Annotated in this window: 15 protein-coding genes and 1 tRNA gene; 2 read left to right on the forward strand and 14 right to left on the reverse strand. The window is 36.1% G+C overall.

What is annotated here, in order from left to right:
* Positions 1–72: 72 nt before the first annotated feature.
* From thiL to DXU93_RS14675, 3 genes are read right to left on the reverse strand one after another with little or no spacing between them, the layout of a single operon-like run.
* Complete coding sequence (gene thiL, locus DXU93_RS14665) at positions 73–1,116, reverse strand: thiamine-phosphate kinase (RefSeq protein ID WP_116882059.1); 1,044 nt, start codon at positions 1,114–1,116, stop codon at positions 73–75.
* A gap of 3 nt (positions 1,117–1,119) precedes the next feature.
* Entirely contained in the window at positions 1,120–1,707 is a 588-nt protein-coding gene (locus DXU93_RS14670; protein ID WP_165851432.1) for a polysaccharide deacetylase family protein, read from the reverse strand.
* Positions 1,708–1,744: 37 nt separating this feature from the next.
* Positions 1,745–5,737 (reverse strand): glycosyltransferase family 117 protein, encoded by a 3,993-nt coding sequence (locus DXU93_RS14675; protein WP_116882061.1) that lies wholly within the window; start codon positions 5,735–5,737, stop codon positions 1,745–1,747.
* A gap of 296 nt (positions 5,738–6,033) precedes the next feature.
* Here DXU93_RS14675 and DXU93_RS14680 point away from each other — a divergent pair.
* A tRNA-Gln gene (locus tag DXU93_RS14680) sits at positions 6,034–6,106 on the forward strand.
* Between the two features lie 55 nt (positions 6,107–6,161).
* Here the strand turns inward: DXU93_RS14680 and DXU93_RS14685 are convergent.
* The 6 genes from DXU93_RS14685 to DXU93_RS14710 form a co-directional block, all read right to left on the reverse strand.
* A complete protein-coding gene (locus DXU93_RS14685; RefSeq protein ID WP_205679278.1) occupies positions 6,162–7,640 on the reverse strand; it encodes a T9SS type A sorting domain-containing protein in 1,479 nt (492 codons plus the stop codon).
* Positions 7,625–8,377 carry an RCC1 domain-containing protein gene (locus DXU93_RS14690; protein ID WP_116882063.1) on the reverse strand — a complete coding sequence of 251 codons (753 nt, stop codon included), beginning with the start codon at positions 8,375–8,377 and terminating at the stop codon, positions 7,625–7,627. Before DXU93_RS14690 ends, DXU93_RS14685 begins: the two co-directional genes overlap by 16 nt.
* 71 nt (positions 8,378–8,448) lie before the next feature.
* Entirely contained in the window at positions 8,449–8,634 is a 186-nt protein-coding gene (locus DXU93_RS14695) for a T9SS type A sorting domain-containing protein (RefSeq protein ID WP_116882064.1), read from the reverse strand.
* 48 nt (positions 8,635–8,682) lie between these two features.
* Positions 8,683–10,893 carry an RCC1 domain-containing protein gene (locus DXU93_RS14700; RefSeq protein WP_116882065.1) on the reverse strand — a complete coding sequence of 737 codons (2,211 nt, stop codon included), beginning with the start codon at positions 10,891–10,893 and terminating at the stop codon, positions 8,683–8,685.
* Positions 10,894–10,960: 67 nt separating this feature from the next.
* Positions 10,961–12,508: a T9SS type A sorting domain-containing protein gene (locus DXU93_RS14705; protein WP_116882066.1), complete on the reverse strand. Its 1,548-nt coding sequence runs from the start codon at positions 12,506–12,508 to the stop codon at positions 10,961–10,963.
* A gap of 809 nt (positions 12,509–13,317) precedes the next feature.
* Positions 13,318–13,542, reverse strand: coding sequence for a hypothetical protein (locus DXU93_RS14710; protein ID WP_116882067.1), 225 nt, complete (start codon positions 13,540–13,542; stop codon positions 13,318–13,320).
* Between the two features lie 4 nt (positions 13,543–13,546).
* Between DXU93_RS14710 and DXU93_RS14715 the strand changes: the two genes are divergently transcribed.
* Entirely contained in the window at positions 13,547–13,969 is a 423-nt protein-coding gene (locus tag DXU93_RS14715; RefSeq protein WP_116882068.1) for a DUF6943 family protein, read from the forward strand.
* Positions 13,970–14,294: 325 nt separating this feature from the next.
* Here DXU93_RS14715 and DXU93_RS15100 read toward each other — a convergent pair whose 3' ends face one another.
* The 5 genes from DXU93_RS15100 to DXU93_RS14735 all read right to left on the reverse strand — a co-directional run bounded on the left by DXU93_RS15100 (position 14,295) and on the right by DXU93_RS14735 (position 16,698).
* Positions 14,295–14,444 (reverse strand): hypothetical protein, encoded by a 150-nt coding sequence (locus DXU93_RS15100; protein WP_165851434.1) that lies wholly within the window; start codon positions 14,442–14,444, stop codon positions 14,295–14,297.
* Positions 14,445–14,565: 121 nt separating this feature from the next.
* Positions 14,566–15,360, reverse strand: a complete 795-nt coding sequence (locus tag DXU93_RS14720) for a cation transporter (RefSeq protein WP_116882069.1) — start codon at positions 15,358–15,360, stop codon at positions 14,566–14,568.
* Positions 15,361–15,371: 11 nt separating this feature from the next.
* Entirely contained in the window at positions 15,372–15,740 is a 369-nt protein-coding gene (locus tag DXU93_RS14725) for a DUF3703 domain-containing protein (RefSeq protein WP_116882070.1), read from the reverse strand.
* Positions 15,741–15,800: 60 nt separating this feature from the next.
* Positions 15,801–16,175, reverse strand: coding sequence for a Fur family transcriptional regulator (locus DXU93_RS14730; protein ID WP_240623475.1), 375 nt, complete (start codon positions 16,173–16,175; stop codon positions 15,801–15,803).
* A 193-nt stretch (positions 16,176–16,368) separates the two neighbouring features.
* On the reverse strand, positions 16,369–16,698 hold the full coding sequence (locus DXU93_RS14735; RefSeq protein ID WP_116882071.1) for a hypothetical protein: 330 nt from the start codon (positions 16,696–16,698) through the stop codon (positions 16,369–16,371).
* Between the last annotated feature and the right edge of the window lie 166 nt (positions 16,699–16,864).

A 16,864-nucleotide genomic window follows, 5' to 3' on the forward strand; every position in this document is an offset into this window, starting at 1 on the left:
GAAATCTAATCGACAATCTTCTTCGGAGCGGTAACCGAGTGCAAAAATCAATAAAATATCATTTACTCCAACTTATTCTCCTTTAAAGTGATTCCAACCTTGTGCTTTCAATTGAATAGCTGCACCTTGTTTATCAATCAAATATAAACCAGAATCCTTTGAAGTAAAATGTCCAATTACAGTCATGTGTGGATTTCCTTTTATTTTGTCGAAATCTTCTTGTTTGATAGAGAAAAGTAATTCATAATCTTCTCCTCCGTTTAAAACACAAGTCGTTGGCGAAATATCAAAATCAATAGCCGTTGTAGAGACCTTGGTATCTATCGGCAACTTTTCATCATAAATATTAGCTCCAACATTGGATTGATTACAAATATGAAATAATTCAGATGCTAATCCATCAGAAACATCTATCATCGCTGTTGGTTTCACGTCTAATTCCTTCAAAAATCGAACGATATCTTTTCTTGCCTCTGGCTTAAGCTGTCTTTCTAACAAATAATCATATCCATCTAAATCTGGTTGAATATCAGGATTAGCTTTATATACTGATTTTTCACGCTCTAGAATTTGGAGTCCCATATATGCAGCACCTAGGTCTCCTGTTACCACGATTAACTCGTTTTCTTTAGCTCCATTTCTGTATACGACATCTTCTTTTTTGGCTGTTCCGATAGCCGTAACAGAAATCATTAAGCCAGAAACTGAAGAAGTAGTATCTCCTCCAATCAAATCAACATTATAAATTTCACAAGCTTTATGAATTCCTTTATACAATTCTTCAAGGGCTTCTTTAGGAAAACGACTAGATGCAGCAATAGAAACTGTAATTTGTTCTGCAGCACCATTCATCGCATAAATATCTGACAAATTCACAACTACGGCTTTATATCCTAAATGCATTAATGGAGTATACATCAAATTAAAGTGAATTCCTTCAACTAATGCATCCGTTGAGATGAGTGTAACATTTTCATCATCTTTAGCGATTAATGCCGCATCATCACCAACTCCATAAATTGTAGATTCTCTTTTACTCTTGAAGTCTTTCGTTAATTCCTCAATTAATCCAAATTCTCCAATGGATTCTAATGATGTTTTCTTCTCTTCACTCATAATTTATTGTTTCTTTTCAACCAGTGCAAAATTAAGCTGTTTATCTCGAATAACTTTAATTATCGCAGGGATTATTTGTTTCAATTTATCTTTAGATTTTTCATTTTCATGAAATACCAGTATATCTCGATTTCGAATTTGTTTAGTAGCCTTCTGAATTATAGCATCAGCACTTAGCGAAGTGTCAAAATCATAACTCATCCAGCTCCACATCACAATTATTCCTTTTTGCATTACGTAATTCGCTTGTTTTCTATTCAATCTACCATGCGGTGGTCTAAACAAAGTTGAATTAACCAAAGTTTGAGATTGATCAAAATTCACACAAAAACGCTCAAACGATAGCTGTTTTGCGGAAACATGTACATAGCCATGATGTCCAACGACATGACCTTCACTTATCGCTTTTTGATATAGCGCTGGGTTTTCCTTAATCTTCTCACCTTGCCAAAAGAAAGTCGCTTGAATATTGTGTTTTTTCAAAAACGCTAACAACCAAGGAGTCGTTTCAGGATGCGGACCATCATCAAAAGTTAAGCATACATTATCGTTTGGTGCAAACCAAATGCGGCGCGGAAAAATCCACGCCACAATCTTTGGTATTCTATGTAATCTTATAATAATGTGCTTAGTTAGAAGTGTCACTTTGGAAGCCATTCTGTTTTAAAACGGCGTTATACATTTTCGCAAATTCTAATGCTTCTTTTTCCATAGTTCTCACTCGAGTACTACCACCACGAATAGTTTCAGAAGTTTCGCGATTACGCAATTCTTCAACGACTCCACCAACAACACTTCTCGACAATTTCTGATCTAATTCATTTCCTAATTGCTCAGCATCACTACCTGGAGAATTCACCATTACTTGAGCATAAACCCTTAAGAAATTCATTGATAAAGCAAGGAAATCTTGTTGATATCGATAAGCAATCATTGCATCACTATTGTCATAGTAATCCATCAATGTTTCAAGTTGTAACATATATTCGATCGCTAATTCATCAGCCATTTCATTTTTATCTACTTGATAAAGGGCTTGAATGAAATCTGGAATAGCTCCATCTGAAGGAATACCATCTCCTGTAGAAAGTTGTCTACCTGTTGCTCTAGGCTCACCAAAGTCCAAAACTTTATCAATCGGTAATTTTTCTAATGAATGAGCAATAACCGTCTCAACTTTATCTGCATAGTATGCAGGAGAGTTTTGACTCGCCTCTGATGAATCTGTAACATTTGAGTTTTTCGCGTTTCTGTATGCGCTTGCTAATTTGGAAGCTAGCTCAACATAATTATTACGGTATTGCGCAGTATGACGACGTGTATAGTAATCTACTAGAACACCTTCACCATTAAGGTTTGCATAGTCATATTCATTGATTAAGTTATTGAACATTACTTCTCTAGAGAATTTTTCTCCTGCGCTACCCATTAATGGAACTAATCCATGAACCTGACCAAAACTCTGTACTACCCCAGCACCTAACAATGCTTTAGCAACATCTGACCCTCCAGGACTTGAGAAATAAATTCCTCTTTTCCAGTCGAAATTCGCAAGAATATCCATCATCATCACTTCTTCACGACTTAGTCCACGTACTTCAGATCTAAAGTACATTCCTTTTCTAAAGTCAAATCTAATTTCAGATTCAGCCTGATCAGCGTATTCCTCTGAAATAATTCCAGCTTCAACAGCATTCTCAACATTCACATCCAATACAAATCCTGAAGAAGGGAAGAAACGTAAATCTCTACCAGGCTGTTCTAAGATATTATCATCATTCTTCACAAAATCCATTGCATAATCGATAGGCAAATAATCCCATGAGTCTGTCCAAGAATTTGCAGCAACCTCCAATTGTGAAATCAGATTTTTATCTGCAGAAATATCTTTACTACTTACATCACTGAAGATTTTTCTCAAGATAAGATTCATTTTATCATAGTCCTCAACACCAGGGTTTGAAACTGGCTCAGAAAGCTCTGCCTTCACCTTTTCAAGCACAGTTGCTGTTTGAGAATTGTTTGGTGTCATGGCTTGAAGAGCACCAACTAATCCTGTTCTCAATCTTGAGATTGCCTCACTGAACAATTTAGGATTAGCATTAATCTTCATTGAGATGATCTCATTTGCTTTTTCAGGAGAAATACTTCTTCTGTACATATCAAAACTAAAGAATGGTACATAATCAGTATTTCCTGCCCCCATCAAAATTTGATCTTCTCTAAATTCAATTGGTAAAGGATCTGATTCATATGCACGCATTTTCATTTGGTTTGAGTACCAATCTGTCTGCATTAGAGAAAGATTTGCCACCCTAACATCTGTTCTGACTCCTTCAACCTCTTGCAAATACCATAATGGGAATGTATCATTATCACCATTCGTATACAAGATAGCGTTTGGTGCACATCCAACTAAATAATTATAGGCTAATGAACGTGCAGGAGAACGATTGCTTCTGTCGTGACTTTCCCAACCTTGTACACTCAATAGCAAAGGAGCTGAAAGACCTAGTATTGTTGCAAACATTGCCGCTCCGGCCTTAGGAACGTTCATTTTTCTTAGTAATGTCATTGCTAACATTGCTCCACCACCAATGACCCCTATAATCAATACTGAAAGTGACGTTGACATCCCTTTATTAGATTGCATATCGATAACTAAACCTAGTAGTAAAAGCCCAGCAATACTCATTCCTAATTTCTTAAAGTCTTCTTTTGTGAATGATCTAAACGCTTCGAATAAACCGTAAACTCCTAGACCAATCCACATAGCAAAAACATAAAACGAAGCTGCGAAAGCATAATCTCTTTCACGAGGTTCGAATGTTTTTTGATTCAAGTAAACCACAATCGCTAATCCAGTCAATAAGAAAAGAACCAAGACGACAATACCATCTTTAGGTGCTTTTAAGAAATGGAAGAACATTCCGATAAGTCCAAGGATTAAAGGTATATAGAAGAATTTAGTATGACTTGGATTTTCCTGAGTATAATAAGGTGCATTTTCACCTTGTGCCCCTAAACGTGCTTCGTCAACTACATCAAAACCAGAAATCCAGTTTCCACGGAAAGTATCCCCATCTCCTTGAATATCATTTTGACGACCTGCAAAGTTCCACATGAAATACCTCCAATACATCCAATTGACCTGGTAACTTACAAAGTACTGCAGATTATTCCCAAAGGTTGGAATAGGACGACCATCATCACCAATCTGTGAAGCTGGCACTTTTCTATTCGGATCATAACCAGACCAATTTCTATACCCATTGGCTCTTTGCGGATCATTTCTCACATACATACGTGGGAAAATAGTGTTTTGCTGATAAGTGGCAACTTGGTTTTCAATAGCACCTTGATTGATCACAAAGTACTTCTCATTCATTTCATAACTCTGTCCGCTATTTTTAATATAGTTTTCAGCTATTTCTTTCTTTTTAAAAGAAATTATTTCTTTTCCTGACCTCGTAGAAACGACCCAACGCCTATCATAAGTTGGTGTTCTATCTTTCCATTCACTTTGTTTTGCAGGTTTAGAGTTAAAATACTCACCATAAAGTAAAGGCCAAGATCCGTATTGCTCACGTTTTAAGAAAGCGTGTAATGTTACTAAGTTTTCAGGGTTGTTTTCATCTAAAGGCGGGTTAGCATTTGAACGAATAACGATTGTCGCAAAAGATCCATACCCAATAAAAAGCATTATCAAACCTAGAATTACAGTATTTCCAAGTTTATACCCTTTCTTTCTGGTAAAGATTAATCCACCAATTAAACCTCCAATTAGAAGAATAAAGAAAAGAGCTGCTCCAACACCAAATGGAAGCCCCATAGAATTTACAAAGAAAATCTCCATTTTAGAAGCCAAAGCGATAGTTCCAGGGATAATTCCATTTTGAATAAATCCAAGTGCAGCCACACCAATAATCCCTGTAATAAAGAAAGTTTTAAAATTTGTTTCTGGTTTCAATTGATGCGAAACAACATAGGCAATTGCTGGAAGAACGAGCAATCCAAGCAAGTGAACTCCAATAGCTAGTCCGAAAAGGAACATGATTAACACCATCCATCTTAAAGGACGGATTTCTGGACTAATTTGTCCACGATTAATCATCGTCATCTCTTCATCCCATTTCAAAACAGCCCAGAAAATAACTGCAGTAAACAAAGAAGACATTGCATACACCTCCCCTTCCACAGCAGAGAACCAAAAGGATTCAGTAAAAGTATATGCCATTGCCCCAACGAAACCAGACCCTAGTATTGCTACTTTTTGTCCTTTCGTCATGACAGCTCCATCCTTTTCAGCAATTTTCTTTCCGAGTTTAGTAATAGACCAAAACAAGAATAGTATAGTCAAAGAGCTACTTAAGGCTGACATTCGATTTATCCATAGCGCTACTTCAGTCACATCACCTCCTGCAAAAAGAGAAAACAATCGACCAATTAACATAAATAAGGGAGCACCTGGAGGGTGACCGACCTCTAATTTATAGGCCGCAGTGATATACTCACCGCAATCCCACAAGGAAACCGTATCTTCAACAGTAATAAAATACACGATTGTCGCGATTAAAAACGACAACCATCCAATAGAAATATCTAATTTTTTATAGTTCATAGTGTAAATTTGAATCGCACGAAGTTAATAATATTCAACTTGTGGACATAATTATCAATCTAAAAATTAAAATTTAATATAATCATTACCGAAATTCAATTCGAATATTGTTTTAAGGCTGTTAAAAATCACCAACAGCTTATTTTATTTAAAAAAAAGTAAAAATTATTTCACTGATTATCAGTGAAAAATAAATAAATCGAAAAATTTTTCTAAAAGTTCCCTTGCGGATAAATAAAAAGTTCATACATTTGCACTCGCAGAACGCAAGATAGATTTTAAAGCGTTTCAAAAATTGTCCCATGGTGTAACTGGCAACACGTCTGTTTTTGGTACAGAAGAGTCTAGGTTCGAGCCCTAGTGGGACAACAAAAAGACCTCCATTTGGAGGTCTTTTTTTGTTTGGAACAAACAGAGTTTATAATCACTTCACCACCTTAAATGCTTTCACCGACTTCTCAGACCTCAACACCAACACATAAACGCCTGGTTTTAAATCCGAAGTATTTAATTTAAATTCTTTAGATTCAACTTGTGAAGTCACAACCACACTTCCCTTTGCATCTATCATTTCCATCGAAACTACAGTTCCATTTTCGTTGTTGATATTGAGCTCATCTGTAATTGGATTCGGATAAACGGAAATTCCATTCAACTCATTCCCTTCTAATCCTAGCACATCCACAAAAACACATGCTGAAGTATCCACACATGGGCCTTGAGTGATGATTACAGCATAATCTCCATTGGCTGTTGGAGTGAATGTTTCTCCTGTTTCTCCTGTTTCTCCTGTAATTACTGAACTATCTGCGCAATTTATCCATTGATAAGTATGTCCCGTGTCATTAACGCTTAACGTTTCGTTATTTAGTGTCGTTGAAATATCTATATCACAATAAGGATCAACTCCGCATGGATAAATTTGATAGCCTTCATCATAAGGACTTGATGTATCGTATTGTTTTCCAAGTCCTGTTAAATGAAAATAGGTTCCTGGTGTTGGTGTACCTGCTAGTGCTGATGAGGCTGTAACGCGAACTGTAAAAGTATCAACTGTATTAGTGACTGCTATATTTCCATCCGATGGCCACATTGCTTCTCCATTTACGAGTTCTAGGTTTTCTAATCTCACCAACTGGCTCTCTGTGGTTTCATCTAGAACGGTTGTAAGTGTTGGACTTTGCAGCGCCGCTCCTTGTTGTAGAACAGCAATATTATCTGGTTTTATTTGAATTAATCCATTGACTTGTGTGATTTCTCCTTCTACTTCAATTTCATCTCCTTCTGTGGGGATGTAGCCGTTTATATCCGTTGGACTAGAAAGTGTAATTCCATCGTTATTAGCATCTATGAGCGTTATATCATATCCTGAACTGCTGAAGTTTTGACAATGTACAACACCTGAAATTGCAACGCTATCTCCGACAGATGTTCCTACACCACTAGCATCGCTTCCAGTAACACCAGCGATTGTAGCAGGTATATAAGTTGGCCCACCACCTGTTGTTGATGTTACGCAGATACCTTGGGTTTGGGTGGGAGTATTATAGTATGCAGTACCGTAACTCGAACCATTACCAAACTCTCCGTAATAGTTTAAACCCCAATACCAAACAGTACCATCTGTTTTGGTAGCCATGGTTGTTGCATAATTTCTTGCTTGAACTTTTGACCAATTGCTATTATTACCTATTTGTGTTGGAACTAGACGGTCTGTAGAAGTGCCATCTCCTAATTGACCGTTTGTGTTAACCCCCCAAGCCCAGAGCGTACCATCTTCCTTAACTCCAAAAGAGGTTCCTGTTCCTGTTGAAAAACTTATCCACTTATCCATTGATATCTGTTGAGGGGTATTGGTAACGCTTGGAGTTCCTCCGACTCCTAGACCTAGTCCCCCCCCCATGACCATAAGGTACTATCTTGTTTTTGAGCCAATATATGCGAACCTCCTACACTCATAGTTAGCCAGTCTGTATCTGTACCAACTTGAGTAGGTGTGGCAACAGACGCAGTTCCTGAACCAAATACAATAATTGAAGAACTATTTTTACCCCATCCCCAAATCGTACCATCAGATTTTATGGCAAAAGCTGTTCTACTGGTACCGGTAGCAATCTCTACCCAATCAGTGTTTGTTCCTACCTGTATAGGAACCAACTGTTCTGGAGTAGCAGGAGAATTCCCTAGTTGATAATTATCATTTTGACCCCAAGCCCATATCGTACTATCTGATTTAAGTCCAATCGTAAAAAACCTAGAAGGAGCTACTTTGACCCAATTATTGGAAGTTGAAATTTGTTGAAAATTTGAAAAGAACTGTGTTGAAGAATTAACACCTAACGATCCAAATTGATTGCTTCCACACCCCCAGAGTGTTCCGTTATTTTTGATTGCAAAAGTATTTTCGACGCCATTTCTCACAATATCCCAATCTGATTCAGTACCTAATTGAATTGGATTAGGTTCTGTTTGATTTGCTGTCAATAATTGACCACCAGCTCCATAACCCCAACCCCAGAGAATGCCAGTATTTAGTTTACCTATTGTATGCCCCCCTCCAAAGTTTAAAGTCTCAAAACATTGTGCTGAAACAATTAAAGAGGAGAGTAAAAAGAATTTTAATAGTAGTATTTTTTTCATGGTTTTGTATTTTGAAAAAACGGGGTAGGGATTCCCTCCCCCGTTATGGTTATTAATATTTCAAATTATTTTTATTCAATAACTAACTTTTGCTGCAGTGCATTTCCATTGCTTTGTCTGAGGACAACAATATAAACTCCAGCTTGAAACTTATCAGTATTCAAAGGGATTTCGCCTCTTGATGAACGCAAATTGTGTTTAGCTACGCTTCGTCCAGATAAGTCATAAACTTCGAGGTCTCCTTCTTCTGACGACATTTCATAGTAAGTAGTTGCCGTTGATAATTAACAATTGAAAATTGATAATTACTTAACCACCTTAAAAGTCCTCACCGCTTTCTCCGACCTCACAATCAAAATATAAACTCCAGAATTCAACTCTCCAGTATTAAAAGTAAAACTCTTCGAAGCCGCCTTAGTAGAAGCAACCACACTCCCCTTTGCGTCAACCATTTCCGCAGAAACCAACGCTACGTTTTCATTATTGATGTTTAACTCATCTGTAATTGGATTGGGATACACAGAAATACCTTTCAATTCATCCTCCTCCAATCCCAAAACATCAACAAAAACACAAGCAGAAGTATCAACACATGGACCTTGCGCAATAATTACCGCATAGTTTCCGTCTGTAGTTGCTGTAAACGATTCACCCGTTTCTCCAGTAATAAATGAACTATCTGCACAATCTATCCATTGATAGGCATGTCCTGTATCAACAACCGAAATAGTTTCATTATTTAACGTCGTAGAAACATCTATATCACAATATGGGTCTACACCACATGGATAAATCTGATAACCACTATCGAAAGGGCTAGAAGCATCATCTTGTTTTCCAAGTCCAGTTAAGTGAAAATAGGTCCCTAGTGTTGGTGTACCTGCTAATGCTGATACCGCAGGTACTCTCACCAAAAAAGTGTCTACTTGGTTGCTTACTTCAATGTTTCCGTTTGTTGGCCACATTGTTTCTCCATTAACGAGTTCTAGGTTTTCTAATTTTATGAATTGACTCTCTGTGGACTCATCCAAAACAGAAGTAATTGTTGGACTTTGAAGTGCAGCTCCTTGTTGTAAAACAGAAATATTATCTGGTTTTATTTGAATTAAACCATTGACTTGTGTGATCACTCCATCTACTTCAATTTCATCTCCTTCTAAATGAACATAACCATTGATATCTGTTAAGTTGTACAAGGTAATTCCATCGTTATTGGAATCAATAATCACGAAGTCATATCCTGAAATGCTGTAGTTTTGGCAATGTACAACTCCTGTTAAAGTAACACTATCTCCGACAGATGTTCCAATTCCGTTGGCATCATTGCCTTTAACCGCTCCAATTGTTGAAGGTGTATAGCTCGGCCCGCCACCTGTTGTTGGTGTTACGCAGATTCCTTGGGTTTGAGTGGGAGAAAGAATATATGTAGTGCCATAACTCAAACCGTTACCATACTCTCCATAATAATTTGTTCCGCCCCAATACCAAACAGTTCCGTCTGTTTTGGTAGCCATAACTGTCTGAGAGTTTCCAGCTTGTACGGTACTCCAATTGTTATCGTTTCCTATTTGGGTAGGTACTAATCGATCTATTGTAGTTCCATCTCCTAACTGTCCGTAGGAATTACGCCCCCAACTCCATAATGTACCATCTTCTTTAATTCCGTATGAAGTATTAAATCCAGTAGAGAAACTTATCCATTTATCGTTTGATATTTGTTGAGGAGTGTTAGTTACACTTGGAGTGCCTCCAAATCCTAAACCTTCCCCTCCCCCCCAAGACCAAAGGGTACTATCTTGTTTTTGAGCCAATAAATGTTCGACTCCTACACTCATCGTAAGCCAATCTGTATCCGTACCAACTTGAGTTGGGGTAGCTACTGTATAGGTACTTGAGCCCATGACAATAATTGAGGAAGGATTTGAACCCCATCCCCATATTGTACCATCTGACTTTATAGCGAAAGATGTTGTACTTGTACCAGCTGCAATCTCCACCCAATCAGTATCCACTCCTACTTGTATAGGAAACAATTGTTCAGGTGTAGCGGGAGAATTTCCAAGTTGATATTCATTATTTTGACCCCAAGCCCAAATAGTTCCATTTGCTTTTAAGGCTAAAGTAAAGTAACTAGAAGGAGAAACTTTCACCCAATCATTGGAAGTTGTTATTTGTTGAAAACTTGAAAAACTCTGAGAAGTAGAGTTAATCCCTAAGCAACCAAATTGATTTAGACCACACCCCCATAAAGTGCCATTATCTTTAATAACAAAAGTGTTTGCTCCACCAGTGCTGATTTTATATCCATCAGTTTGGATTCCTAATTGAATTGGATTTGGTTCCACTTGATTTGTAGTTAATAGTTGCCCCACAACACCATACCCCCAACCCCACAATGTCCCATCAGGTTTTTGACCAACAGTATGAGCACCACCAAAAGTTAAGGTATCAAAACACTGGGCTGAAATGGTTAAAGTCCATAAAAACATAAGTTTTAAGAGTAGTATTTTTTTCATGGTTTTATAGTTTAAAAAAAAGGGTAGGCAGTGCCTACCCTTACTTAAGTTAATATTATAGTTTTATTTATTCGATCACTAACTTCTGTTGTAGTGTGTGTCCATTACTTTGTCTAAGGACAACAATATAAACTCCTGCTTGATATTTACCGGTATTCAACGGAACTTCGCCTTTTGCTGAACGTAAATTGTGTTTAGCTACGCTCCGTCCAGATAAGTCATAAACTTCTAGACCTCCTTCTTCTGACGATATTTCATAGTAAATAGTTGCCGTTTCTTTGGCAGGATTTGGATAAACGTTAAGGATTTCCTCAACATCTAGTTCCGAACTATCACCTACCTTTATTTTTTTTGAGTAATAAGCAGAGTTACCACATTTAGGTATCTCAACTCTTAATCCGTAGGTACAAAGTACATAATGATCGTCTTTGAAGATAGCCCCCTGTATTGTCCAGTCGGTAACTCCAAACGTAAATGGATTTTGTGGAATCACTGTGAATGACAAGTAATTCGGACCTGGATTGAGCATAAATGTTGACGGAATGATTGACACGTTATTGAAATTATCAGCGATTGTAGCTGAAAAAGGCACACTCGTTGAACTATAAATCATAACTTGATATGTAAATGAACAATAAGGTGTATTGTTTTGGTATACATCTTCTATTTTGACATCCTCTATTTCACATTTTTCACAATCAATTAATGAATATTCTAAAGGATCTGATTCAGCCATACAATGTTCTGTATTTATAGTTGATGTGTAAGAACCGTCACCTAACAAATAGAATGGTGTTTGGAATGAATTTAACCCAGATTGAACTGGACTTCCATAATTATTCCAACTCCAAGAAGGCAAAGGTAATGTTGGCCCTATTAAATAACCATATTCCTCTTCTTTTTTAGCAAAACAATCTGTATAACATCCTGAAGGGTAAATCCATAAGTAATCTTCTGGGTTTTTAGGAATATCAACTTGTTTTGAAATGCTACATCCACCTAATGATGCCGTAACACGATAAGGACCACCATCGGGTACTGAAATGGATTGTGTAGACGCTCCATTGCTCCAGTTGTAGGTAATGTTTGGATTGGATGGAGACGGAATAGCGTCAAGAACTACGTTATATGGAGTGCAGCTGTATGTTTCATTAATTGAAATAGCCGCTAAAGGATCTACCACACTAAAGTTCATTGTCGCAGAATTGGTACAGCCATTTGCTGACGTAACAGTAACACTCACATCATAATTACCAGATGATAATCCTGTAAAATCAGCCTCTATTAGATCATCTAACGATGGTTCCAGTACACCATCCAACTTCCATTCAATATCAGTTGCATTGGTTGAAACAGAAAACAGAATATCTTCGTTTACACAGTAATTACTTTCTCCAATTAGCTTTACATTGGGTAATGTTTGAAACAAAGGTTTTATTTGTGTAGGGGAAGAATATTCACAACCATTGGCACTAATCACTTTCACCCAATAAAAACCAGTAGTACTGACAGTTAATGAACTATTTGATTGTGGCACACCAATTGGCGTATTTCCATCCATCCAATGGTAAGTAGCACCTTGAGTACAATTATCACCATCTGGAACATAAGTCAAAACAACGGTTTCGTTTTGACAAACTGTTGCTGAGATAGGTGCAGATTCTATATCACCAAAGAAACACTCTTCTGGAATAGTTACTTGTTTTGTAAATTCAGCTGTACATCCAAGTTCATTGGTGACTATTACAGAAACTGGAGTGTCTACATTTGTTGTGACAGATTAATTAAGACATATTGCAAAATCGTTAAAACAATATTAAAAGTTCCAGGCTATAATTATCCAGTTGAATAGCATCTAGCATGGTAATACCAGCCTCCCTTCGGTCAGCAGGTATTTTTTAAATTACTGTTCCATCTAGTATTCTCGAAGTCAAGAATGCTTTTTTCATATACACTAATACTCTTTGCGTTGCATCGACAATATTCCCTTTCACCATAGTTAAACCAGTAATCAATCAAAAAGCACACTTGAAAAACATCTTCCCTTCGAACTAACTCACATTTTTGCAAGGAGGTATCAGCTGCCTAAAAAAGGCAGCAAATACTTAAAGCTTTTCTTGCTAAACTACGTTGGTAGTAAGTCAAGAGTAGCTGTTTTCTTTTATCAATAACTATTCTCTTGGCTCACTTATGCTTTCCATAATCTTATGTTTTATGCTATAGTTTTGAAACATCTACACTTGAACCAAAAATTCTCCCTTCGTTTAATCATTATAGCAAACTCTATAGATACACCTTCGCTTCAACATTTTTGTTGACTAGATTTCCCCTATGGATAAAAAATAAAAGCAAAAATAGGGCTGTTCACAGCTTTATAAAGGTCAAGCCCTTCGGGTTTTGCAATAATAATTTTGTGTTTTCTTTCTACTTTGAATTTGCTTTTCTCAAAAGATGCCCATTTTTTTTTGCCTTTCCGCAGGAGTCAAATTTTTTATTGTCAAAAACCTTGACAAAGCTGCTACTTAGCCCTAAAAAATGAGCTTTCTTTTTTCCTTTTTTTTTGGCCTTTTGGTCATTTTTCTTGGTTTTTTCTTTTGGAAATACTCGCGGAGCGAAGCGACTTAGAACAGACTTAATTTTTAAAACCATAAGTATGTCTAATTTCAAAATGATTACCTATCGACCAGAAAACGTGTATAAACGTCCTCATTTCTTTATTCTTAACAAAGGATTGAACAGCGGAAAACCACTCAAAGAGCCATGTCCAAATTGCTTTGTTATAAGCTGTGAAACGGAAAAAGAAAAAGAAAGCTTGTACTGGATTATTTACTCATTGCATCAAGGAAAACAATTTCAAATTGCATTAGTTGGATCTGTGATTCCCTTCATTCGAAAAAATGACCTCATCAGAATCATCAAGGATGCTCAGAAAACCACCTCTAACAATCCCGAAGCAATCAAAAAGACTGTTTCATCACTTTTACAATTGGAGCAGCAGGAAGAGAACTACAAGCGAATCCAAAACACACTAAAGCAATTAAGACAAGTTCTAGTTCACCAATTAATTAAACAGTAATTACAAACCCGTTCGGTCCATCTCAAAAATGATGAGGTGGCCTGAACACAAAATCAAATATTATGTATCATATCAATCCAGCAGTTACAAAAAACATTTTAAGAACAATGCCCAGGAAAGAAATTCTTGCAGAGATGGAAAAAATTAAACGGAAAATCCATGAAACAGAACCAGGAACCGAGAGAAGTAAATTTATACGGCTTTATCAGTTTTGTGAGAGGTTAATTTCTTAAGCTTATTAAAACAAAACACCCACAAGGAAAACAAAAATGGATCCGTTGTGGGTGTTATAACATTTTAATTCTAGAAGTTTGTGGATGGCAATCTAATTTTTACATCCGTTTTTATCACATGTAATTGCTCCACTTGAATTACTCCAATGATCAGAATGTAATGAAGTATTCACACCACAACCTGTTGTACCTCCTTTTTGTCCTTTATGGACCTCTCCTGTTGGATTATGTTTTACTGGCATATCTTATAAATTAGGTTAATACTAAACATTTTAAAAGTAACTAGTTGGCTTAAAATCATAATATTAAGACAAACATAATCAAATTAAAGTTGTAATAATCAAATTTCACAAGCAATCATGCTTATTTACTCAATTTCAATATTCTAAAAGCACCCTGGATTACCAAAGCAAACACTATTGTGCCAATAATCAAGTCTGGCTTACTCGAATTCAACCAATTCACCATAAAACCTGCCAAAATCACTCCTAAATTGATGACAATATCATTTGAAGTGAATATCATACTTGCTTTCATATGGGCTTCTTCTTTACTTTTAGACTTTTGTAAAATGTAAAGACAAATTCCATTTGCTATTAGTGCAAAAATTGAAACGATAATCATTGTCGAAAAATCTGGAAGTTTCTCGTCTCCGAAAAATCTTCTTAGAACTTCTACAAATCCGATAATCGCAAGTGTTATCTGAAAATATCCAGCAAGCTTTGCAATCCGTTTTTTCTTAATCAACGTTCCGCCAACTGCAAATAAGCTAATTCCATACACAAAACTGTCCGCAAGCATATCGAGACTATCTGCAACAAGTCCCATTGATTTTGAGATTATTCCTGTTGTCATTTCGATAATAAAAAAGGCAAAATTGATTGCAAGTACAGACCAAAGTAGCTTTTTTTGGTTTGTATTTTCATTAAATTCCGTTTGGTCGGTCTGTTCGGTCGAGATTTTCTTTCCGCCTAAATTTAGTTCAATAACGGACTTTTCGATTTGGTCGGATTCTCCGCTGTGAAAAACAGTCAGTTTTCGGTTCGGAATATCAAAGTCCAAATTCGCAATACTTGAAATTCCGTCTAATTTCATTCGAATTAAATTTTCCTCTGAAGGACAATCCATTTTTGTTATTTCAAATGTCGTTTTTTTCATAATTGTTAGAATTAGACTCCAGCGTTTGTGAAAATATCTTGTAATTCCTTTTTTATCGGAAATGACTTTAGAGGAGCAACATTGGCTCCTCCTGGATTACCAATTGGAATTTTTCCAACAAATGACTTTACACCTCCAAAAATTAGTCTTGGAATCTGACCAAAGATTTCTTTTACGCTTTTGATTTTAAATCCAAATTTTAGCATTTTCCAATGGACTAAAGTATGTGCATAAGGATACTTTTGCCCGATTATATGAGCACGTTCCAAATGATTCCAAGCATTTAATAGATTTCCAGAGATATTTTCAGTTCTGTATTTCTCTAATTCTGTGTTGAAATAAGGTTTTAATTCTTTTGGTATTGAAGTATAAAGTTTCATAATATCGTTTTAATGATATTACAAATGTAAAAGTCTTGTGGTGCAACTCGATTGCAAAGATTATTTGTTGCAGTTGTTACACAATCCTTTTACAACCATATTAGCTTGTTGTATTTTAAAGTTTTCGGGAAGTTCGATGTTTTGAAAAGGAACGTCAAAAAGACAAAATGTTTTGTTGCAGTTATTACAATAAAAGTGGTAGTGCAAGTCTTTTGGGTCGCAATTACATCCTTCTGCACAAACAGCATATTTTATCATACCTGAACCATCTTCTATGCTATGTATAATTTTGTTCTCTTCAAACGTTTTCAAAGTTCGAAAAATAGAACTCCTGTCTGTATAGATTAATGCGTTTTCGATATCTTTTAGAGACTGTGCTTTTTCTTGACTTAAAAGATGTCTCAAAACCACAGTTCGAACTGCGGTATTTTTCACATTTTTTATTTTAAGGATTTCATCTACGGTTTGCATTTCTCTAAAATAGAGTTTTTAATTTAGATTTATTGCTTTAATATCTTGAGTACGCAGTACAGTTTTTGCATTACTTACAATGGTTCTGCGGTACGAAAAGTGGCGCTTTTTTAGAGTGTAATCGTGCGCCATTTTTATTACCGCATGTTAGTGGTATTCATTCTTGTGATGGTTCTAAACCATTCATTTTATAATATACGTCTTTCCAAAGTTTTTGCAATTCTGGATAATTATCTTTTCGTTTTTCAATCTCTCGGTATATAATTTTTTTATGTTGTGCTTCAAGATTATCATTCCATATAACTCTACTTCCATACTTTGCTAAATCATTAATATTCTCTTCTTCAATAGCGTGTTTCAAATGCTTCCAATCTTTTGGGTAATTGTTTCTGTGTCGTTTTTTCCTTTTCCAGAGAAAAATAACAATTGAAATTACAAAAACTATGGAAAAACCATAATAAACAACAATCAATGTTATTGTATTCATCTTATTTGTATTGTTTGTTGTGCTTTACTCATTACCACTAACGTTTAGTATATGCAAAGTAGGCGATTGCGGGCTTCAAACTTATCAAACCGAGATGAAGTTGAAGCGAGCTACAACCGTTGAATTTACTGCTATTTCGCCTATTTTGTATATACATTGTTAGCGG

This window comes from Brumimicrobium aurantiacum, assembly GCF_003402975.1.
GTDB classification, from domain to species: Bacteria; Bacteroidota; Bacteroidia; order Flavobacteriales_D; family Crocinitomicaceae; genus Brumimicrobium; species Brumimicrobium aurantiacum.